At 37.3% G+C, this 21,240-nt stretch carries 19 protein-coding genes and 1 pseudogene; 10 read left to right on the top strand and 10 right to left on the bottom strand.

The annotated features are described in order from the left end of the window. Both F6K54_RS19460 and F6K54_RS19455 read left to right on the top strand, forming a co-directional pair. On the top strand, positions 1 to 471 hold a 471-nt coding region (locus F6K54_RS19460), incomplete at its 5' end, for a hypothetical protein (RefSeq protein WP_366558171.1). 118 nt (positions 472 to 589) lie between these two features. Beyond that, complete coding sequence (locus F6K54_RS19455) at positions 590 to 1,147, top strand: hypothetical protein (protein ID WP_293080671.1); 558 nt, start codon at positions 590 to 592, stop codon at positions 1,145 to 1,147. A 19-nt stretch (positions 1,148 to 1,166) separates the two neighbouring features. Here the strand turns inward: F6K54_RS19455 and F6K54_RS19450 are convergent, their stop codons facing one another. The 3 genes from F6K54_RS19450 to F6K54_RS19440 all read right to left on the bottom strand — a co-directional run bounded on the left by F6K54_RS19450 (position 1,167) and on the right by F6K54_RS19440 (position 5,111). Further along, positions 1,167 to 1,730 carry a Uma2 family endonuclease gene (locus F6K54_RS19450; protein WP_293080668.1) on the bottom strand — a complete coding sequence of 188 codons (564 nt, stop codon included), beginning with the start codon at positions 1,728 to 1,730 and terminating at the stop codon, positions 1,167 to 1,169. Between the two features lie 172 nt (positions 1,731 to 1,902). Next, positions 1,903 to 2,808: a RimK family alpha-L-glutamate ligase gene (locus F6K54_RS19445; RefSeq protein WP_293080665.1), complete on the bottom strand. Its 906-nt coding sequence runs from the start codon at positions 2,806 to 2,808 to the stop codon at positions 1,903 to 1,905. 1,001 nt (positions 2,809 to 3,809) lie between these two features. Further along, positions 3,810 to 5,111, bottom strand: a complete 1,302-nt coding sequence (locus tag F6K54_RS19440) for a hypothetical protein (protein ID WP_293080662.1) — start codon at positions 5,109 to 5,111, stop codon at positions 3,810 to 3,812. 101 nt (positions 5,112 to 5,212) lie between these two features. On the opposite strand from F6K54_RS19440, the gene F6K54_RS19435 reads away from it, so the two are divergent. Next, positions 5,213 to 5,977: a DUF1995 family protein gene (locus F6K54_RS19435; RefSeq protein ID WP_293080659.1), complete on the top strand. Its 765-nt coding sequence runs from the start codon at positions 5,213 to 5,215 to the stop codon at positions 5,975 to 5,977. Between the two features lie 240 nt (positions 5,978 to 6,217). Here the strand turns inward: F6K54_RS19435 and F6K54_RS19430 are convergent, their stop codons facing one another. The 3 genes from F6K54_RS19430 to F6K54_RS19420 form a co-directional block, all read right to left on the bottom strand. Then, positions 6,218 to 6,538, bottom strand: coding sequence for a zinc ribbon domain-containing protein (locus F6K54_RS19430; RefSeq protein ID WP_293080656.1), 321 nt, complete (start codon positions 6,536 to 6,538; stop codon positions 6,218 to 6,220). 399 nt (positions 6,539 to 6,937) lie between these two features. Then, the gene (locus F6K54_RS19425; protein WP_293080653.1) at positions 6,938 to 7,156 is read right to left on the bottom strand and encodes a hypothetical protein; all 219 of its coding nucleotides are present in this window, start codon (positions 7,154 to 7,156) and stop codon (positions 6,938 to 6,940) included. Between the two features lie 262 nt (positions 7,157 to 7,418). Then, positions 7,419 to 7,778 carry a helix-turn-helix domain-containing protein gene (locus F6K54_RS19420; protein WP_293080650.1) on the bottom strand — a complete coding sequence of 120 codons (360 nt, stop codon included), beginning with the start codon at positions 7,776 to 7,778 and terminating at the stop codon, positions 7,419 to 7,421. A gap of 55 nt (positions 7,779 to 7,833) precedes the next feature. On the opposite strand from F6K54_RS19420, the pseudogene tnpA reads away from it, so the two are divergent. From tnpA to F6K54_RS19410, 3 genes and pseudogenes are all read left to right on the top strand, one after another. Then, positions 7,834 to 8,090, top strand: a pseudogene (gene tnpA / locus F6K54_RS43805) (IS200/IS605 family transposase); the annotation flags it as partial. A gap of 410 nt (positions 8,091 to 8,500) precedes the next feature. After that, positions 8,501 to 9,298 (top strand): metallophosphoesterase family protein, encoded by a 798-nt coding sequence (locus F6K54_RS19415; protein WP_293080648.1) that lies wholly within the window; start codon positions 8,501 to 8,503, stop codon positions 9,296 to 9,298. 439 nt (positions 9,299 to 9,737) lie between these two features. Continuing rightward, positions 9,738 to 10,451: an RNA methyltransferase gene (locus F6K54_RS19410; protein ID WP_293080646.1), complete on the top strand. Its 714-nt coding sequence runs from the start codon at positions 9,738 to 9,740 to the stop codon at positions 10,449 to 10,451. Positions 10,452 to 11,021: 570 nt separating this feature from the next. Here F6K54_RS19410 and F6K54_RS19405 read toward each other — a convergent pair. The 4 genes from F6K54_RS19405 to F6K54_RS19390 all read right to left on the bottom strand — a co-directional run bounded on the left by F6K54_RS19405 (position 11,022) and on the right by F6K54_RS19390 (position 17,309). After that, on the bottom strand, positions 11,022 to 11,351 hold the full coding sequence (locus F6K54_RS19405; protein ID WP_293080644.1) for a XisI protein: 330 nt from the start codon (positions 11,349 to 11,351) through the stop codon (positions 11,022 to 11,024). Further along, complete coding sequence (locus F6K54_RS19400) at positions 11,339 to 11,755, bottom strand: element excision factor XisH family protein (protein ID WP_293080642.1); 417 nt, start codon at positions 11,753 to 11,755, stop codon at positions 11,339 to 11,341. Before F6K54_RS19400 ends, F6K54_RS19405 begins: the two co-directional genes overlap by 13 nt. Positions 11,756 to 12,325: 570 nt before the next feature. Further along, positions 12,326 to 15,715 carry a hypothetical protein gene (locus tag F6K54_RS19395; protein ID WP_293080640.1) on the bottom strand — a complete coding sequence of 1,130 codons (3,390 nt, stop codon included), beginning with the start codon at positions 15,713 to 15,715 and terminating at the stop codon, positions 12,326 to 12,328. A gap of 793 nt (positions 15,716 to 16,508) precedes the next feature. Continuing rightward, complete coding sequence (locus tag F6K54_RS19390) at positions 16,509 to 17,309, bottom strand: PEP-CTERM sorting domain-containing protein (RefSeq protein WP_293080637.1); 801 nt, start codon at positions 17,307 to 17,309, stop codon at positions 16,509 to 16,511. A gap of 115 nt (positions 17,310 to 17,424) precedes the next feature. Here F6K54_RS19390 and F6K54_RS19385 point away from each other — a divergent pair, with 115 nt between their 5' ends. From F6K54_RS19385 to F6K54_RS19370, 4 genes are all read left to right on the top strand, one after another. Beyond that, positions 17,425 to 17,559: a hypothetical protein gene (locus F6K54_RS19385; protein ID WP_293080634.1), complete on the top strand. Its 135-nt coding sequence runs from the start codon at positions 17,425 to 17,427 to the stop codon at positions 17,557 to 17,559. 1,000 nt (positions 17,560 to 18,559) lie between these two features. Next, the gene (locus F6K54_RS19380) at positions 18,560 to 20,551 is read left to right on the top strand and encodes a serine/threonine-protein kinase (RefSeq protein ID WP_293080631.1); all 1,992 of its coding nucleotides are present in this window, start codon (positions 18,560 to 18,562) and stop codon (positions 20,549 to 20,551) included. Further along, a complete protein-coding gene (locus tag F6K54_RS19375) occupies positions 20,533 to 20,670 on the top strand; it encodes a hypothetical protein (RefSeq protein ID WP_293080628.1) in 138 nt (45 codons plus the stop codon). Before F6K54_RS19380 ends, F6K54_RS19375 begins: the two co-directional genes overlap by 19 nt. 367 nt (positions 20,671 to 21,037) lie before the next feature. Continuing rightward, positions 21,038 to 21,240 (top strand): hypothetical protein (locus F6K54_RS19370; RefSeq protein WP_293080625.1); only part of this gene is annotated, 203 nt, incomplete at its 3' end.

Below are 21,240 nucleotides of genomic sequence, written 5' to 3'. Positions count from 1 at the left end.
TTGAAAAGTAATCAAGAGAGACTTAATTTATATTCTCAAGAAATAGGAACAGAGAGAATACCTAAGCAAGAATGTAAGGAGCTTGGTAAAACTGGTTATCAACTTCTTGATAAGTTAATAGAAGATATCTACTTAGGTAAAAAATATCAAGCATCTACAGGTCAAAATAAACTTAGAGCAAGAGTTGTATACAAGTATTTTATGGATATGCAGCAACATTTTAAAAGCTGTTTTTCCTGTTTAATACCGGAGGGATATTATTGTTTTTCTATAGGCGATCTTAGTAAAATTTGTGGCGTTGATATTCCAGTTGCAAGTATTTTAACAGAAATCGTTTGTGATGTTGGTTTCCAGGAAGAATTTCATTTTCATCTATTGTTAAAAAACCGCAAATTGAATATTCCTAGAAATGTAAATTGGGCAAGTACAATCAAACATGATACGGTAGTTGTTTTGAAAAAAATTGTGTAATAGACATCTCCAAAAATGAAAAATAAAATCAATTATTATCCATAAATTATCAATTACTCCCCCCTTTTATCTGTCCCCTGTTCCCTGTTCCCTGTTCCCTCTTTTCTGGAGATGTCTAATGAATAACGATCGATTAAATAATTCTTTAGAGATAATTTTACAAAAATACAGCCAATCTTTCGCTGCCAAAATATTTACTCAAGAGTCTTTAGAAGCAGATGATTTGATGCTTATATTTGGACTAAATCAAGAAATTAAAGCAAGGAATAAACAATATTGGGGCAGAGAATTAGGAATGTGTTGGGAACGGATAGTTAAAGAAATTTGTAGACAAACTTGTGATAATTTTAATGAAGCTATTCGAGATGGTAATGATGAATTATGCGACTTTGTAGTTGGGTTGGATGCAATTGATACAAAATATAGAATTGGTTCGGGAGATTCAGGAACTCTAAAGAAATTCAGGCAGTATGCAGTTAGACTAAATAACATAGGATACAACCCCGTTTTACTAATACTTAGAAATGATAATTTGCCTCAAGCTATAAATGCTTGCTCTATGGGAGGTTGGCAAGTAATTTCAGGAAACGAAGCCTTTAATTATATAAATCAAACTACAGGATTTGATTTGAAATTATGGTTACAAAATAGAAGAAATTTATATAGTATTGAGTAATTAATGTTGACAATTTGTCTCAATCTCCCAATATTTCATCAACAGTAAAAGTTATATTAGGCAAAGCTTGAATTGACAAAGTTTCACCGCTCTTAAAAGTCTGTACAATCTCATAACCATTCGCAGTAGGTTGTCGGTAAACTTCCAGACATTTTTGAGGAAGATTTACTAACCAAACTTCAACAATATTATTCTCAGTATATAAAGGAATTTTTACTTCTTGGTCATACTTAAGTGTTGTATCTGACACCTCTATAAGGAGAAATATATCTTCTGGTTGAGGGTGTTGAGTGCGACGAAATCCTTGCCGTCGTTGCAGTAAAGCGATATCTGGTTCTGGTTCAGAATTATCGTTCAATCTTACAGGATTTTGAACTCTCACAGTAACAGTTTTTGCTAAACTTAAAATGAACAGTTCGGTAAGATTGTCCACACAATTTGCGTGATGAATACCAATGGGGGACATTTTGACAATTTCTCCTCGGATTAGTTCTACTCGTTCATTTTCTGTTAATACTCCTGCTTCTAGCATTTTATAATACTCATCTACAGTAAATAATCGTCGCAATAATTCTACAGACATTACCAACTCCTTGAGAATAATTAATTATATGAATTTATTGTACAGACATTACCAACTCTTTAGTAAATAATCGTCGCAATAATTGTACAGACATTACCAACTCCTTGAGAATAATTATATGAACTTGTTTATATATAACAATTATATTTATTATAAATATTTTTGTTTAATTTTAACTTGTTAATAATTCTATCAAGTCCTCAGTTATCGGACAACCTGTTTCTCTTTCAAAATGAAGAAACATTGGGCTAAAATTTGCCTCCAGGAAAACAAAGTCTCCATTAGGTTTAAATCGCCAATCAATACCAGTCCATTTTAATCCAAATGCTTTAGTAATAGCTAAACATTGTATTTTCATATCCTCTGGTGTTTCTAAATAGATTAATTTTGCTCGTCGATCTTCCCGAAAATCTAAGGAACTACTCCTAATTTCAGCAGAATAAACTTTTTCCCCAATCACATAACTACGAATATTTGTACCGGGAATAAATTCTTGGATAGTTACAGGAGAAATGCTTAATGCTAATTTCATCCGATTAATTTCTAGATGTTCTTTCATTAAAAACTGAGTATGAGAACCTCCATAAACAGGTTTGAAAATTACATCTTTAAATGCTTGAGAAAATTCTAAAATTTCATCAGCGTTATTAGTAATAATAGTCGCTGGAATAGTCACACCTATTTTATTGGCTAAACTTAATTGTAATGGTTTTTCTTTATGAAATTCATAAGCCTCCCAACTATTCACCCATTTTTCAGGTTGAGACCGCATAAAAGAACGTAATAAACCCATCGAATCATTAACTGCTATTCTCTCCTGATATGAATCAGTTAATTTTGGAACATTAACCCCGGCAAAAGTCCGCCAAAAAATTTTATTTATATCTGCTAAATCCCATTTTCTGCCATCTGGAAATATTAAACATCCCGTGTGAGTAAGAGGTTGCCAAGTGATTTTTAACTTAGTAGGAAATAAACGAGTATCTAAATAATCAACTGTTATTCCTTTTTCTGTTAGAGATTGTTTGAGATGGGCAGCATGAATATCTTCTTCATTGCCCAGAATTAAAATGTTCATTAAAGTTATATGGCGCTACGCGCTAGGGAATAGGGAATAGGGAATAGGGAACAGGGAACAGTAGACTGTCAAAGGGTTTTCGGTGCGGAAACGCTCCGCGAACAGCATTGGGAAATGTTCTAACCTTAATGGGTAGTGCTATACCAATTTGACAACTGTTTGCTACAAATAGTTATATTATGTCCGGTTGAACAGTTATAAATAAACACTCAGAATTCAGAATTCAGAATTTCCTACGGAATGCTACGCAAACAGAATTCAGGAGGGAAGAAAGAAGAAAAGAAGGAGAAAGTTTTTTATCACTAATTATCCGGACATGATATTAGGGGGATCATTCATTGATGTACTTCACGCCTTATGAAAACTATCATATAAGCTTGAAAAGGCGGGAACTGGAAGTCCCCCTTTTTAAGGGGGATGCGCGGGGGATCATTCATTGATGTACTTCAAGCCTTATGAAAACTATCATATAAGGAGGAACAAGTTTTTTTATCACTAATTATCCGGACATGATATTAGGCTATTTTTTAGGAGTCAGGAGGCACCGAAGGAAGGAAATCAGGAATAAAAGGAAGACTTAGGAGAAAAAAACGTAGATATTATGAGTTTAAATGTATTTCTACTTAACAATTTCACTTTCCCCCTTATATCATGTTCCCCTTCCAGGGGAGCTGCGAATTGCGGATAATCAGTTATAAAAAAACAACTGCGATCTAACCTTGCTCTTTCCCTTCAGCATAGCTGCCTCCTGCCTCCTGCCTTCGATCCACAGATATTATAAGTATTCAACCGAACATGATATTATTAGACATCTCCAATAATAAAAAATAAAATCAATTATCCCACATAAATTCTCAATTCTTTCCCCCTACTAGACTGACACAGCTAAAACTGTGCACTCTTATTTTTATTTCTAGGTGTCTTTATCTCCCCTACTCCCCCACTCCCCCACTCCCCTACTCCCTACTCCCTACTCCCTCTTTTCTGGAGAAGTCTATTAACTAAATAAAATTCAGGTTTAAATTATCTAGAGATGAAACATCTTCTACGATCGCAATCAAATCTCCTGAAATAGTAGATATATGAACTGAATTATTCACTATTTCAGCACTGTAATCATTCAAACTTCCTGATAACTGAATTCGATCTAAAGGGCCATCAAAATTTTGAATTAAAGCAAAGTCTGAATCACCAAAACCAACATAAAAAGGCGACTCTGTGGAAGAACCAAGTATAAATGTATCTACTCCTTCTGTTCCCGAAGTACCAATTAATATATCAATTTCTCCCGTTCCCGAATCACTAGGTATAATTAGATCGTTGATGATGTCATATCCAATAACGCTAACACCAATAATTTTTGTATTGTTGCCGAAAGCATTAATAATATCATTACTATCATTGTCCGTAAAAAAACCAATGCGTTCAATTTCAAATTGTCCAAACTGAATGTAATGTTCTAAACCAGAACTAAATACTCCTGTGTTGATAGCAACATCAACATCAGGATAAGATTGCCGATAAATCTCTTCATTAAAATCTCCACCTTCTTCTCCTATTGCCAAAGTAGTGACATCACCTTCTTCCGAACCTACTTGAGTGATAATTTCATTATTAATAGGAGGAGTAAAACCACCTTCTTCTCCTATTGCTAAAGTAGTAACACCACCTTCTTCTCCTATTGCCAAAGTAGTGACTCCACCTTCTTCGCCTAGTGCTAGAGTAGTTGCTATCCCTTCTTCAGAGTTTGGTTGAGTAAGAGTTTCATTATTGATAGGAGCCGCACCACCTTCTTCCCCTACTGCTCTAGTTGTCGGTTCTACCGGTGGCACTCCTATTGGAGTCATACCACCTTCCTCTCCCAGTGCTTCAGTTGTTGCGATACCTTCTTCTGAGCTTGGTTGAGTAATAGTATTTATAGGAGTCGTAAAACCGCCTTCTTCTCCTATAGCTTCAGTTGTCGGTTCTTGGGGTGGCACTCCTATTGGATCGACACCACCTTCTTCTCCCAGTGCTAGAGTCGTTGGTACAGGAAGATTACCACCTTCTTCTCCGATGGCTAAAGTTGTTGCTATAGGTTCACTGGCACCACCTTCTTCTCCAATGGCTAAAGTTGTTGCTATAAGTTCGCCACCATTTTCTGAATCATCAAAAGCTGTTGTTATGTCACCACCTTCTTCTCCTATCGCTAAAGTTGTTGCTATCATTTGAGATGGATCATTACGAGTATTAGGGTTAGGCTCAACTTGACTTATTTGTAAAGATTCAAGAGTCTCTAAATTATAGTCAAATGGATGTGTCATATTTTCCTTTTGTTCAACTTTTATTTATCATGAAAAGTAGTGAAGATTGTAGAACATCTTCTATCAATTACAGTATAGTTGAAAAATATAGCTCTTTATAGATGAATAAACTACCCAATGACATAGATGAGGCACTCGCTCAAGGGATAGAAGCTGCTAAGGCAGCTCTCCAGGATGGTTATAGTAGAATCCAAATCGAAATAGTTATTCCAGAAATTGAACTTCAAGCTCAATCTCTAGCAGCCAAATTTATTCCTGCTTTACTTGAAGTAGGTATTCAACCAAAAGTTTTCTTTCCTGATACTGGTGCCGCAGCATTGGCAAGACGAGATTGGCAAGAAGCACCCTTTAAAGTAAAAGTAGAAGATATTGGTACAAGCAGGTCTCCAGTTGACAGCAAAATTGCACCGGAAGACGAATTTTTTCTGTTAATTGCCCTTTCTTCGGTAGAAGTGGCCCAGGCCGAAAAATTATGTAATCTAGCAGGCGATCGCCCAGTTGTGATGTTGATTCCAAAATTAGAGGATATATCTATAGTAGGAATTGGTTATGCAGCACGTCAACTCCGGGAAAGATTTCTTAAAACTATTGAATCTTGCTATTATATCAAGTCTTTTGGTGAGGCAGCACTGTATCGTTGTTATCCTTCTCCGTGGCAAGTTTGGCTTGAGGAAAATGGCCAGTATAAATTGATTGCAGAGCGGCCTGAAAAACCTATGGGAGATACGCTGGAAATAATTATAGCTCAAGCTACTACTACAGTTCAAACAGACAGCTCTACTTCTTCAGGGCAAACTACTGCTAAACCACAACGGAAAGGATTTTTAGCTGAAGTTCAAAAATTCTTGCGTGCTTTAAGTAACTAAATTTTTAGGGACATGAACTTATATCATGTCCGCCTGAATAGTTACACTTTGGTGGAAGAAAGGCAGAAGGCAGAAGGCAGAAGGGAATATTGGTTCAAAGGGAGAAGGTTTTTTTATAGCTGATTATCCGGACATGAACTTAGTGACTTACCTACACAGACGCATCCGCTTTCTGTGTAGGCATAGAAATGCCTTTTAAAGACGGTCAGAACTTCCTTAGAAACAGAAGCAGTTTTAGATTTAGCTATAACCACTTTGTTTTGACGGCGGTTTATCGTCACCGAACAAGTCCAGCCCGACTCGTTTCAAATTGATTGCTGCATTAATATCTCTATCAATTTTCAACTGTAATTCTTCATCAAAATACTCTCTGATGCTGCAATCTGTAAACACTATTTCATCTCTATAACAAAGCAATTGAGATGTATAATTTGGTTTGCATTCTATCACTATAGCGTTAGCTTTTTCGGCTACCTGACCTAGTATTTGAAAGAATTGATTAAACGCAGCATCAAGCCAAGATTTATTTAATCCAGACTTAGCAGATTGACCATTAGGCAAATACTTTCCATTTTCATCTTGTTTTGCTTTATTTCTACGAGTTAATCCTGTTAGATTTAACTTTTCTATGAAAAATACTTTTTGTAAGCATTCAGCCGTCAGCCAGCCTCCTATCGGAGGAACTGCGGACTTCAGCTATCAGCTATTGCTTTTAATTTAGGATAAAAGGCTTTATTAATTGTCTTACTACAAAAGTTGGCTCCCCTACCCTTAAATTCTATTTTAATTTAAACACTGTCCTTAATAGGAGAGTCTTGTTGCTGTTAACGCAGTTCCTCCGGAGGAGGCTAGCTGACAGCTAATAGCTGAATGCTTACAACTTTTTTACCTGTCCGAGTTAATTTGTGGGCTGTTTTATACTGGAAATCTTTACGACTTCTAGCTATTTTTTGATGGATTTTACTTTCGCGTTTTGCGTGCTTTACGCCTAGCTTTACTACCATTTTTACGTTTGTTCTTGCGTTTGGATACTTTGGTTAGTTGTTCTTGGTTTGTTCTTAAAGGTTTCACAGAAGGTAATTTCTTCCCTTCTGATGTAGCTAAATAAATATCTTTGTTTAGGACAGCATCTAAACCTACTGAATTTTCCCAAGTAGGTTGAATCTTGTCAGTTTTCAACTCAGGGATTGACTTATCTTCTAAACTTAAATTTATCCACCAACCATCAGTTTTTTTGTTAGTGAAATTTGTTTGATTTTGCTTCCATCAGGTATTGGTCTGTGGGTTCTGACTTTAATCAAACCTATTTTAGGAATTGATATATATAACCATTTACTATTAATTGATGAAAATTTTAACCAAGAATCATCGGCACTCTTGAAAGTTCAATGAACGATATCTAGATTGATTTTTAAATCTCGGTTGACCGCTTCGTTTGCCATTATGATCGCCTGCTACAAATAAGCGAAAATGTTGCTTCTACTCTTTTACAAACATCTTGCAAAACTGTTGAATAAGCTTGGGAAAAATCCAGATGCTCGCCTGAGTGTTTGACTTCTACTATAGCCTTTTTCAGTTCTGGTAATTGCTTTTTCTGGTTATAGTAATTTGGTTTGTCTTTTAATTGAGGTAAATGAGAAATTAGAGGACAAGCATTTATAGGACATCTGTTTTCCTCCCACCAGTTAAAACGTTCTCCTAACATTCTGTTATACCAATACCGACAAATTCTGAGCCAGTTGTTTAGTGTCAACTTCTGGCTAGTCTCTGGATATATACGATATTGGTAAGTATACTTCATCGGTGATAATATCTTAATATGCACTGATTAAAACACAATATTTTATAATTAGCGCGTGAAAAATGATTTTTATTCAAAAGGAAGGTCTGTCTCTGACTTAAAAGCCCCTAAACGTATTAACTACAAAATACAGGCATAAAGTCTTTACTGGGACAATGATTGAACGGCTACATGAAATATTTGCAGGTTTGGAGCGAACAGCAAGACTGTAGGCTGCTAAGCTTTGACGGTGAACAAGACCATATACATCTATTGTTCCAGTACCACCCCGATATACATTTGAGCAAACTTCTGACTTCTAATATAGAATCCGGTTATATAGTATATGTTGATAATTCTATAATTACTTCAAGCCTTTGATCTCCACCACTCCCCCACTCCCCTACTCCCAACTATACAATAACTATTCAACCGGATTCTATATAACTTCTGACTTGCTAAGACGCATTTAAAATGCGCCTTAGCTTAAGCCTACCCGAATTTTAATTGAAGCTACAATTTGTTTCAAATTAGTTACAATCTGGATTTATCGGAAAATTCGGGTCGGTTGACTTCAGAAACTATGCTATAATATGTAGAAATAAAATGAATAATATATTTAGATGTTTGAATTAAATTTTCTAACATTAAAATTTAACAAAAAAAAGTTTATTTCGCCTTATTTAATGTAATGAAGTAGATATAGGCAAACTAGATATTATAGAAAATCTTTAGAAGTACAAATGAAACAGAGACGTATTATAATTGGCGATGTACATGGGCATTATGATGGTCTGATGGTTTTGCTAGAGGCGATCGCCCCTGGAAAAGATGAAAATGTGTACTTTTTAGGGGACTTAATAGACCGAGGCCCGAAAAGTTCTCAAGTAATAGAATTTGTCAGAAAAAGCTCCTATCAGTGTCTCCTGGGAAATCACGAACAAATGATGATTCAAGCTCTCTCAGATAAAGGAGGTAAAAAAGGAGCATGGGAAGCTTGGTTTTACAGTGGAGGGAATGAAACGGTAGAAAGTTATAGAGATACAGGAATTATGCCTTATGAGGATATAGAGTGGATTCGATCGCTGCCTCTGTATCTAGACTTAGGAGATATTTGGTTAGTTCATGCAGGGGTAAATCCACAATTACCTATTCAAAAGCAAACCTATCATGAATATTGTTGGATTCGCAAAGAATTTCATTCTATTGAAAAGCCTTACTTTCCCAATAAGTTAATAATTATAGGTCATACTATAACTTTTACTTTTAATAATGTTCAGCCTGGAGAGTTAGTTCGTGGGCCAGGTTGGCTGAATATTGACACAAGTGCCTATCATCCTCGTAGTGGGTGGCTAACTGGATTAGATGTTGATAATAATATTGTTTATCAAGTTAATGTTAATAATAATGAAACTAGGAAAATGGCTGTAGAAGAACTTGTGAAACCATATATTCCCAAGCCAACTTTAAAAGTAGTAATGCAAGAACGTTTTTTTGCTAAAAAAAAGCACAAAGAGAAACTCAAAGTTAAGAGCGATTGATGAAAATAGTAGATAAGCATTTCCTGCGGAATGCTGCGCAAACAGCTATTAGCAGTCAGCTAGCCTCCTGCGGGAACTGCGGACTTCAGCAACAAAACTCTATCCTTAAGGAAACTGTTTAAATTAATATAGAATTTAAGGGTAAGGGAGCCAACTTTTCTAGTAAGATAATTAATAACGCTTTTATCATAAACTAAAAGGAATAGTTGATGGCTGAATGTTTACAGTAGCAGTTTCTATTTCAACAATTAATAATTAACAATTAATAATTACCTCTTCCTGTAAATTTAAGGAGGATTAACCAAAAGTTTTTTTTATTCTCTTGGTTAATTGGATATGACGAGGTCTCCTCACCATACCTCGACTGCTTTTTTATCCATTAATAGAGAAGCTTTATACCTTAATTTTTCGGTAAATATAAATATTAGATTAATGCTGAATGCAACTAGAAGAAAAACAACAATTAATTAGTTATTTAGGTCAATTTGTTACCCATGCTCGTTGGGAAAAAATAATATCTGTTTTGCAGCAAAGAACTCGCCATATTACTGTTATTTTAGAAGATATTTATCAACCCCACAATGCTAGTGCTGTACTCCGAAGTTGTGACAGTTTTGGGGTACAAGATGTGCATATTATAGAGAATAAAAATATATTCACAGTTACTCAAGGTGTGAGTGTTGGTTCAGACCGCTGGCTAACATTATATCGTTATAATCAACAAGGGATAAATAATACTCAAGAATGTTTAAAAAGATTAAGAAGTGAGGGTTATATTATAGCAGCAACAACCCCCCATACAAAGCAAATAACTATTGAAGAATTATCTGTAAATACAAAAGTGGCGTTAATGTTTGGTTCAGAAATTAATGGGTTGTCAGAATATGCCCAAAATAATGCAGATGTATCCGTAAAAATTCCGATGCAAGGATTTAGTGAAAGTTTTAATATTTCAGTTAGTGTTGCTTTGTGTTTATATGATATGACAAATCGTTTGCGACGACAGCACAATAATTGGGAATTAACTGAAACAGAAAAATTAGATTTGGAATTAAATTGGCTGCGGAAATCTATTAAAGCTGGGGAACTTATTGAGAAGAAGTTTATAAGGAAGAAGGAAGAAGGAAGAGGGAAGAAGGAAGAAGGCGTTTAGTAGTCATCCGCCAAGCCAAGCCAAGAAATTTATTTCTTGGCTCAAACCAGAAGTCATCTAAAGATAGCTAATTTATTTTGTAGGGGTGAATGGCCATTCATATCATGTCCGGTTGAATAATTAGACTTTGGTGGAAGGAAGGCAGCTATGCTGGAGGCAGGAGGCAGAAGGTTTTCTCAAGAGTGTCACCTTGATTTTATACACGCTCCGATGCTACCGGACATGATATCACCCTAACACCCAATTTATTTAGGGTTTGCGTATGGAAAGTCTTTTTGTTGAGGTAGGGACCCACCCCTAACCCCTCCCTGGAGGGGAAAAAGGGAGTAGGGAGTAGTTAAAAGTCAGGAGAAATGGGAGTTATAGAGAAGGTAGTCGTTCATTATAGCAAGAGTGATTTTTCTGCCTCCCTCACCCAAAAATGCGCTCCATGTATGAGTGTGAAGGGCTGAAAACCAGGTACTTTTTTCAAGCTAAAAAAGGCTAATCCCAATATCAGTCAATGCTTTGAGATTTAATCAGCAAGCCCTATTTAAGGATTAGGATAAACAGGCAGATCGTTTGATGTTTTCAATTAACGGCAAATTCTGTAAACTTCCGAGCATTTGGATCGTGAAAACCAAGGACGATAGATTTTTTTGGTATTCCTAATTCAATCAGTTCATTGGCAACTCCTACCTCTGTACCATCATACTGAATCCAAATTTTATCGCCCTTGATATCAATATGAATTAAGCAGCTAAATACGCGACGATCGCCATCCCAGCCAACAGTTGCTAACTGATAATGATCGTTTTGGGTATCGACAATCGTAAATTGTTCTATGTCTCCATAGGAAGGCTTATACTTATTGTGTAATACCTGCTGAACCAATTGGCGATATTGTTCTAATTGTTCCATTGTACAATCACCTCTTGTTCGGGATCGAAAACCAGTACCTTAACATGGTATTCAGAAATACTCAACTGTGCTAGTTCTCCAGAGAAAAAGTTACGATATACTTTAACTGGGACTGCTAAAAAAAGAACTCGATTTGGATCTTTGACTTTTAATGCAACTCGATAGTTTAAAAACTGTCCTAAAGCATGATGAAATTCTGATGTTGTAGAAGGGGATAAAAAACTTTTGATTTCAACAGCAATTTGGATGTTGTCTTTCTGGGCAGCAATCAACTGCTCTCCACCCAAATCAATTTCCAGCCGACTAGAAGACAACTCCAGCACCAGTGGATCGTGGGTAATCAGCCAACCATCTTTTTGGAGGGCTACCTTGACTGTATTGTGATAAACATCCTTGGCAGACATGGCTATTAAGTTCAGTTGGGTTGACTCATCGTTATTAACAATTATACAATTTCTAGTCCAAAACTATAAATAGGGTTTGCTGAATAAATTTCAAATAATTACCAGATAAAGGTAAGTGCCTTTTTAGCTCTGAAATACCTTATACCAATTCCCAAAAATAATGCTATACTTCCCATAGGACTTCAGTTATTAAGTAATAATAATGGTTGAATAATGTTTGTGACGATTATCGGCATTAAACCAAGATATCTTATCTCTTTTTACCCTACTCCCTACTCCCTACTCCCTACTCCCTACTCCCTACTCTCAAGGAGATGTAGCAAGAATGCATGAGAAATGGTATTAGTTTTTAGCTCTTCACGCTCAAAAAGGAGTGCATTAAGGAGCGCATAGTTGGGCAAAAAAAATTATTCCCCTACTCCCCTACTCCCCCTGGGCTAATTCATTGTCGCGCCTAGAATATTTACAACTGTATATTTTTGGTTAACTCACTCTAGCAAGATGTACAAAATTTCAAAATTTCAAAGGATACAATTTTTCTCTCTTCTTGTCGCGCCTCCACTGCTGCATCTATTTCTGTCTCCCGGTTTTGGGCGATTTATTTTGAGATTCTAAGGCTTGTAAACGTTTGTAGTTACTGTCTAATTTTTGTCGAATTTCTATTTCTTGCTTTTGCCGCAATAGTGTCAGAGCAGCATTAGCTTGGTTTAATAAGTCTTCTAGTTCATCTGCTGCATTCTGATTTTGTGTTTTCAATTCTTCGAGGTTTGTCTCCTGTCGTTGCAACTGTTCTATTAAATTAGTTAGTGCTTGTTTGCTGGTTTTGTCGGTGGTATTTGCTAATTTTTGTTCGGCGTTGGCAGTCCGCAGTTTGGCATTTTCTACCTGTGCAGTTAATTCTGTGTCCTGCTCCCGTAATTGTTGGATGGAGCTATTGACTTGTGGCTCGACTTGTGTTAAGAAGAAATCAACATCGGATTCAGATGCCAGAATGCCAAAGCCAACGAGTTGACGTAAAGCATCTCCCTGAAGTTGAGCCGTTTGTACTAATTCTGTGGCTAGGTTTTGCATCTGAGCTTCAGCAGCAGCAATAGTTTGAGTATGTTGGTTTTCCTGGGTTTGTAATGGCTGTAAATGTTTGTTAACTGTAGTTGAGCGATCGCTTGCTCCTGTTTTACGGATAGCGATTAAGGCTTCTGTAGCATCGGTTCGGGTTTGATTGGCTGTTTGCCATTGCTGCCAATTATCTTGATATTGTTTTTCAATGATTCCAGTCCGGTTTAGTAGCTCTAAGCAACTATCTAGGCGCTTAATTTCTCCTTTGACTTGCGACAGATAATTGTTGGTAATTTCTATTTCGTGGTATTTGTCGATTAACTGTTGTTTTAGGAGTGAGACTTGTTGATTGAGATTATTTAGTTCACTGTTTAATCTGTCTAACTCTTGTTCCTGTTGTTGTAATTGGTTATTTAAGCTTTCTATTTTTTGTAGCTCTTGCTGAATATTAGTTTCTAAGGCGTTTATCTGTTGTACAACAGTTTCTAATTCCTGTTGTAGTTGTTGCTGAATTAGAGGTTGTTTTTCTTGGTTGAGTTTGTTTATTTCCTCTTGGGTTATGACAATTTCTGGCTGCAAGCTAGCACTTAACTGTTGTGTTTGTACGATTGCCACATCTCCCTGTTGTGCTGCATTATTAGCTGCTGCTTCCGGGTTAGGAGAACGACCTTCAAATCTACCCCAGTGCCAATAGTGTTGCCAACCACTACACAACCATCCCAAGACCCACACATGATCGGCAACATCCTTATTATGTATCAGATAAAAAGCTTCTTTGAATATGCCAATCTGTCCATTCCAATAATTAGCATAATTCTGATGATACTGCCGTTGTTGTTCATGATGGTTAGCAGCAGCATAAGCCTGATTAATTTGATTTTGATAACCTTGCGCAACAGATTGTTGTTCCTGAATCTCGGCATCCTTAGCACTAATCTGATTCTGAATATCAGTAATTTGCCCCTGAGTTTCAGCGACAACCGCTTCCTGCCGCTGAATTTCATCCACCTTTGCTACCGTCTGAGTTAACTGACTTTCCAAATAATTTAAACTGTCATAAGTTTGAGCGATCGCCTCCTCACTCCCCAAAATCTCTAACTCTTTTGCCCAAATTTGATTTTCTTTTGCCGGAATCAGATTATCTTCCCACTCTACTTTCTGCAAACCAAGGTTGCGATACTGATCATAAAGCTCGCCCAGAGACTCCTGCCCTTGAACTTTTTCCGTCTCAGCAGCAGCCAAACGTTGCTCTAAATTATCAAACCCTTCCAGAAAATTTGCCTCCCTACCTTCAATACCACGGAGAAGATTGAGATATTGCTCTACTGGTATATTATCCGCAATAGTAGAATTTTTAGCTGCCTCCAATTCCTCAATTAGAGAAGAAATAGCCAACCTTTCTGGGGAATCTGCAACCGCCATAGTTAACTGGTCTTTCTGCAAATTTGCCCAGTCTAACTCCAACGTTGTAGTTTCCAAATAATTCTGCCAGCGATAGAGTTGCTGAGTCAAAGTATCGCTTGAGGTTTGCCGCAAAGCAACGGTTAGCTGTTGGATCATTTCCTCAGTTTGTAACTTTTCATCCTGCAACTGTTGAATCGTCTTTTCCACAGCAGTCAAACGTTCCCGATAAGGCAACAGAACACCAGCAGTTTCCAGGAAATTTTGCAAATTACTCTGAGTTTCCGAACACCTGGCCTGAATTTCCTCCACCTCAGACTGAGTTGCCAGTAACTTTTCCTCAGTCGCGTCAGTTAATTTCTGTTGGTCAGGCAACTTTTCAGCAATGAGCCTTTGTAATTCTGCCTCAGCTACAGCAATAGACAAATTCAACCTTTCCAACTTTTGCTCCTGCACCGGGTTGTACATTACCAATAAATCTTTTTCCGCCTGAAGAGGTAATTCATCAGCAGCAATTTCATCATCAATACTGTCATCCACATTAGCAAAAGAATTAGTCAATTTTGCCTGTGCATCAGTCACATCAGACTTTGCTAGGTTAATCTTCTCCTTAATTTCAGCCAACAACTGTTGCGTTTCAGCTTCTAAAGCCGATTTTTCCTCCCCAGATGCTGCTAATATCATGTCCGGTTGAATACTTATACTTTGGAGAAGGTAAGGCAGAAGGCAGGAGGCAGGAGGCAGAAGGAAAGAAAAGCTTAGAAGGGAAAAGGTTTTTTTCTCACTGATTATCCGGACATGATATAACTGTTCCTCTAGTTCTTGTTGTCTGGCCAAAAGCGCCTGTAGTCGCCCCTGCTCAATTTGATAATGTTGAGTTGCCAAAGCCAAAGCTTCCACCCACTGTTGTGCTTGGGTAGTAGTAATCTCAGCATCCGTACTAACTTGTTTATATTTCTCCAACGCCTCAGTTATCTTACCCTCAATTTCCAATTCCAAATCTGACAGATTTGTCAATGGGTTGCCCAAATCTATCAAAACATTCCACTGCTCGAACAACGTTTCCTGGGTATTTTGCAGTTGCTGAATAACTGCCTCAGTTCCAGAAAAAGCTGGTCTAGCTAATGTCTTGACTCGATCTTCCCCACTGAATGGCTGCCCAATATCTGGTTGTAGGGAAAAATCGGGATTTTGAGGTTCGATAAATGGCGCGCGAGAAATTGCCTCTTTAATATCTACTAATCCCTCATCAGTCTTAGCATCCCATCCAGGCACATCTAAATCTGTGGCCGTATCTGTTAATAGTTGTTTGACCTGCTGGAAACTCAAATCTGGATTTGCTGCCAAAACCAAACAAGCAGCACCGCTTACATAAGCCGTTGGTGCGGGGCAAAATTCTGCACTAGGGCTGATGATTTCTTCTAAGATAAAAGTATTACGTCTTGTTTTTTTGGTAGATTGATTTTGTTTTTGCTTGTTTTGTTTATTCCAGAATAAACCCATAATTTACACCTCTGAAATTGGTAGATATTTTTTGAATAATATAAAAATAGAAATTTGGTATTGTAGGAGCGAATGGCTATTTGCCCCTACAGTTTGGTTTTGTTAAGGCGATCGCTCTTTAATGAATAATCAATTTTCAACTACAAATATATTACGTTGTATTATTGCGTATGTCGCAATAAAAGAGAACGAACACCAAAACCATCTAATAGAAGGAGGTTAGGAGGGATCTAATTGTTAGCTACGACGTTTATATCTGAATAGAGCGATCGCTCTTTAATGAATAATCAATTTTCAACTACAAATATATTACGTTGTATTATTGCGTATGTCGCAATAAAAGAGAATGAACACCAAAACCATCTAATAGAAGGGGGTTAGGGGGGATATAATTGTTAGCTACGACGTTTATATCTGAATAGAGCGATCGCTCTTTAATGAATAACCAATTTTCAACTACAAATATATTACGTTGTATTATTGCGTATGTCGCAATAAAAGAGAATTAACATCGAAACCATCTAGTAGAAGGGGGTTAAGGGGAATCTAATTGTTAGCTACGACGTTTATATCTGAATAGAGCGATCGCTCTTTAATGAATAACCAGTTTTCAACTACAAATATATTACATTGTATTATTGCGTATGTCGCAATAAAAGAGAATTAAGATCGAAACCACCTAATAGAAGGGGGTTAGAGGGGATCTAATTGTTAGCTACGACGTTTATATCTGAATAGAGCGATCGCTCTTTAATGAATAATCAATTTTCAACTACAAATATATTACATTGTATTATTGCGATATACGCAATAAAAGAGAGCAAACACCAAAACCACCCAAGGCAAACAAGCCTAACATCGAGCTGGGTTCAGGCGTTGATCCCTTTTCTGGTTCTTCTGTCTTAATTGTCACCGACCAGTTGTCGATACCAGCAACGATTCTATATGAGCCACAAGTTGGACAAGTTGTATTTGAACGAAAGAAACCAAACTCAATAGGTGTCCCTGTTGAGGAAAAATCTGGGCGCTCGGTTCCGCTTCCAAAATCAACTGGTGCTACTGTTGATGGCAAATCTAGGTCTTGAGCTACTTTTCCTACTAAAGAAAAATCGCTCTCTTGCAAATTGTTAACCGATTTAGTTGTCCAGTTACGTTCTGGAGTAACGCCAACCCCAAAAGCGTAAACTTTTCCATCCTGTGTTAACGCTACTCCAGTAGTTTGACCGTTATAATAGCCGCCGAATAAGATGGAGTTTTCTGAGTAATCTAGGGAAGAAATTGCTCCTTGTAGTTGAGGGTTATACACTGCTCCGATTTGTTGGTGAAACCCGATGGTGTATGAGGTCATTCTTGGGTCAGAATCAGAAGTATTGATAATTTGTCGAAATTGATTGTCGCCTGAAGTAATTTGATTGCCAGTTATTACTCGACCGTTACCCCGAAGAAAGGAAGTTACTTTCCAATCTTCATCGTTGAAAGTCGAGTCGGAAAAAACAATTGTGGCAGCTTTGCTACTTAAAGCTGACATTGCCGTTACTGAGGCGATAATTGTTGCTCCAGTAACAGTAGTTGATAATTGTTTGAGGAAATTCATAAAGTTGTTTTCTCCTATTTGGTGATAATGGTTTAAGGTTTTGCACTTTTTTCTTTTAGATAAATATACGGTTTCTCTGATTATCTATAAATAATAGAACAAGCAAATCAAAACATTGTCGATTTTCGACAGCGAAGATAAATATTGTCGAAGATCGACAATGTTGTTATCTTGTTCGATCGCCCTAACCAGCCTTAGCAAGCAGACTATTGGGTTTGTTCCACGTTTTCAATCTGCTGAAAAATTTTAGCCTTTCTAGAACAAGCAAATCAAAACATTGTCGATTTTCGACAGCAAATATACAGCATATTCCAAGTATATGAACCACAGATATTAATAATTAAATGTTTATAGTGCGGGCATCTTGCCAGCGATAGGTGTATCTCACGCTTGGTAGAATCTGCTGTAAATCTTGTCGAAAATCGACAATGTTGTTACCTTGTTCGATTGCCCAACTCCCCTGAGCAAGGTAAGGCCATTTCATTCTTGCCAAAAAATGAAGTCCAAAGCCTCCCCTTTTAAGGCTATCCCTTATAAGGAACTCCTCAGACACGAGCACACGGAGACGCACCAGACACGGGGACACGGAGAGAAGGGGAGAAGGGAGAAATAGTCATAGTATCTAAGTAAAACTACTTGATTATTCAAAATAAATGTACTTTTAAATACATTTTCTCTCTAGAAAAAGATTTTTAAAGTCGTTAACATAATTTGTTTATTTTGTCAAGTTTTATGTTAAGAAAGATGTTTATAAAGCATAGCCTTTTAAGGGCTTTAGTCAGAGGTACTGATAACTGATACAGCAAATTCCAAGTATATGAAGTACAGATATTAATAATTAAATCCTATCAGTGTGAGCATCTTGCTCGCGTAGGTGTACCTCATCAAAGTAAAATACGCTGTAACTGATAACTGATAACTGAAATGACCCCAAGTGTAGAACTATGAAGTAAGGAGCAGATTTAGTTAGCTAAATTGGCCAATATATGGAAAAAAGCCTGATTGATTACCTGAAAGACAAAAAAATATCGTACCAACGACACCACATTCAATATCCTAAAACAATTACAAATCAATACTTTTGACTTTTTTACGGGTGTTAGCGGCAGCTTTGCGTCAGCAAATGGCCATTCCCCCGTACAACTTTTAACTTTCGTGTAGTGGCACTAGACTTATAGTCTAATTAAGGCAATTAGCACTCAGTCCCAGGGAAGAATTAACATAGAGATAGTAGCCCAATCTTAATTAATATGAGTTATTGCCTAAATCCTCAATGCCCAAATCCACAAAATCCTGAAGGGACATTATATTGCCTTGCCTGTGGAGCAAAATTACTGCTGAGAGAAAGATATCGCCCTATGAAACCTATAGGAAGGGGTGGGTTTGGTCGGACTTTTTATGCCGTAGATGAAGACAAACCTTCTCACCCTCCTTGTGTAATTAAACAATTTTTACCTCAAAATACTGGCGACCCAAAAAAAGCTGCCGAGTTATTTCAACAAGAAGCAGTTAGATTAGATGAACTTGGCAAACATCCACAAATTCCAGAATTATTAGCTCACTTTGAACAGGATAATAATCAATATTTAGTACAGGAATTTATTGATGGTTCTAATCTTGCTCAAGAATCAACTCAAAAAGGTCCATTTAAAGATAATCAAATTAAACAAATATTGAATGAATTATTACCAGTTTTACAGTTTATTCATGAACATAAAGTAATTCATCGGGATATCAAACCAGAAAATATTATTCGTCGTAGTTTTCCACCACAAACTACAGGATGGATGACTAATACAAATCGATTAGTATTAGTTGATTTTGGTGCAGCTAAAGTTATTACTGGAAGTGCTTTAATGCAACCTGGAACAATAATTGGCAGTCCGGAATATGTAGCTCCAGAACAAGTAAGAGGTCATGCTATTTTTGCTAGCGATATCTATAGTTTGGGAGTAACTTGTATTCATTTATTAACTCAAGTATCTCCTTTCGATCTATTTGATGTAATGAAAGATAAATGGGTGTGGCGAGATTATTTGAATCAGTCTATTAATAGTATGTTAGCGAGAATTCTTGATAAAATGCTGGCCACTAACCCAAAAATGCGTTATCAGTCTGCTGCTGAGGTAATGAAAGAATTAAACCCAGAACAGAAACTCCCTACTCTCCCTAATATTTCTCCACCCACACCATCCCCAACCAGAAGACCAACGCCATCTCCTACCCCCACCCCCACTAGAACACCAATATCTACATACACACCAATTCGACAAACAAATAATTCCATAACTGCACCACCTCATATTATCCAACCGACAGTTCTACCTCAACCGCAAAAGTCAACTTGGAAATGTGTATTTACCTTGACCGGACATTTTGACTCGGTAAATTCAGTAGCATTTAGTCCGAATGAAGAAATTTTAGCTAGTGGGAGTCGGGATAAGACTATTGAAATTTGGGATATGAACAAAGGCAGACGCTGGTATACTCTTACTGGTCATGGCGACTCTGTACAAACTGTGGCATTTAGTGAAAATGGAGAAATGTTAGCCAGTGGGAGTCGGGATAAGACTATTGAAATTTGGGATATGAACAAAGGCAAACGCTGGTTTACTCTCATCGGTCATTCTGACTGGGTGGATGCAGTGGCATTTAGTCCAGATGGTCAGGCATTGGCCAGTGGGGGTAGGGATAAGGCAATTGAAGTTTGGAATTTGCAGAAGGCGAAACGCTGGTTTACTCTAGTTGGGCATAAAGACCGGGTTTGTAGTGTTACTTTCAATAAAGATGGTGGGATATTGGCAAGTGGCGGTCGCGACCAAACAATTAAAATATGGGATTTTCAGAAGGCGAAGGAGCTGTTTACAATTAAGGGTCATTCTGACTGGGTGCGATCGCTTGTTTTTAGTCCAGATGGTGGCTCATTAGCTAGTGGTAGTAGGGATGGCACGATTAAGTTATGGCAGGTTTATGGAGGGGAACTTATTTCGACACCTATACAGAATTTGAAATATGGTATGAGCGATGTTTTGTCTGTTGTGTTTAGTCCGGACGGAAAAATTGTTGCGGGTGGATATCGCAATGGGATTATTAATTTATGGGATGTGACTACTGGAGAATTGTTGGAAACTCTTGAGGGCCATTCAAGTGATGTATTTTCGGTGATGTTTAGTCGGGATGGTAAAAGTTTAGCTAGTGGGAGTAATGATCGGACAATTAAAATATGGCAGGTTCCTGGGTAATATCATGTTTGGTTGAGTACTTACACTTTGGAGGAAGGAAGGCAGAAGGCAGCGGGAGCTGGAGGCAGAAGGCAGAAGGCAGAAGGGAAGAAGCTGAAAAAGTCTTTTTTAAGGAGTAGGGGAGCGGGGGAGTAGGGGAGTAGGGGAGTAGGGGAGTAGGGGAGAATTTTTTTGCCCAACTATGCGCTAAAAATGCGCTCCTTTTTGAGCATTAAGAGCTGAAAACCATGTACTTTTTCAATACCTAAAAAGGCTAAAACCTTTATCTGGTAATTATTTTAGATTTAATCAGCAAGCCCTAAATAGAATTATTTCAGGGTCAAAAATGATAATAATATCATGTCCGGGTAATTAGTGACAAAAAAACTTTCTCCCTTTAAACCAATATTCTCTTCTGCCTTCTGCCTTCTTTCGTCCTAAGTGTAACTATATAACCGGATTCTATCTGATCACTATAATTTTCTTCTTACTTTTGACTTCTTACTTTTGACTTTTGACTTCTTAACTTTTGACTTAGATTTTTATGCTACATTTTGTGGTGCGGAATGTGGGTTTCAGTGGTGGTGCGTGACTAGATTTTTAAAACCCTGGCAATTTCCTGCAAATACTGTTAAAATAGAAAATGAAAACACCAAAGGAAAGGAAATGAGCAAAAATTATGTAACGCCAGGGGAAGCAACTCGCATCTT

The organism is Okeania sp. SIO3B5, assembly GCF_010692555.1.
In the GTDB taxonomy this organism is placed as follows: domain Bacteria; phylum Cyanobacteriota; class Cyanobacteriia; order Cyanobacteriales; family Microcoleaceae; genus Okeania.
The sequence above is the reverse complement of the archived record's forward strand: the minus strand, read 5'-3'. Positions and strand labels throughout refer to the sequence as shown.

Excerpts from the sequence above, each read along its gene's own strand:
- F6K54_RS19455 (WP_293080671.1), top strand. The coding sequence starts at position 590 with ATGAATAACGATCGATTAAATAATTCTTTAGAGATAATTTTACAAAAA.
- F6K54_RS19450 (WP_293080668.1), bottom strand. The coding sequence starts at position 1,730 with ATGTCTGTAGAATTATTGCGACGATTATTTACTGTAGATGAGTATTAT.
- F6K54_RS19445 (WP_293080665.1), bottom strand. The coding sequence starts at position 2,808 with ATGAACATTTTAATTCTGGGCAATGAAGAAGATATTCATGCTGCCCAT.
- F6K54_RS19440 (WP_293080662.1), bottom strand. The coding sequence starts at position 5,111 with ATGACACATCCATTTGACTATAATTTAGAGACTCTTGAATCTTTACAA.
- F6K54_RS19435 (WP_293080659.1), top strand. The coding sequence starts at position 5,213 with ATGAATAAACTACCCAATGACATAGATGAGGCACTCGCTCAAGGGATA.
- F6K54_RS19420 (WP_293080650.1), bottom strand. The coding sequence starts at position 7,778 with ATGAAGTATACTTACCAATATCGTATATATCCAGAGACTAGCCAGAAG.
- F6K54_RS19415 (WP_293080648.1), top strand. The coding sequence starts at position 8,501 with ATGAAACAGAGACGTATTATAATTGGCGATGTACATGGGCATTATGAT.
- F6K54_RS19410 (WP_293080646.1), top strand. The coding sequence starts at position 9,738 with ATGCAACTAGAAGAAAAACAACAATTAATTAGTTATTTAGGTCAATTT.
- F6K54_RS19405 (WP_293080644.1), bottom strand. The coding sequence starts at position 11,351 with ATGGAACAATTAGAACAATATCGCCAATTGGTTCAGCAGGTATTACAC.
- F6K54_RS19400 (WP_293080642.1), bottom strand. The coding sequence starts at position 11,755 with ATGTCTGCCAAGGATGTTTATCACAATACAGTCAAGGTAGCCCTCCAA.
- F6K54_RS19395 (WP_293080640.1), bottom strand. The coding sequence starts at position 15,715 with ATGGGTTTATTCTGGAATAAACAAAACAAGCAAAAACAAAATCAATCT.
- F6K54_RS19390 (WP_293080637.1), bottom strand. The coding sequence starts at position 17,309 with ATGAATTTCCTCAAACAATTATCAACTACTGTTACTGGAGCAACAATT.
- F6K54_RS19380 (WP_293080631.1), top strand. The coding sequence starts at position 18,560 with ATGAGTTATTGCCTAAATCCTCAATGCCCAAATCCACAAAATCCTGAA.
- F6K54_RS19375 (WP_293080628.1), top strand. The coding sequence starts at position 20,533 with ATGGCAGGTTCCTGGGTAATATCATGTTTGGTTGAGTACTTACACTTT.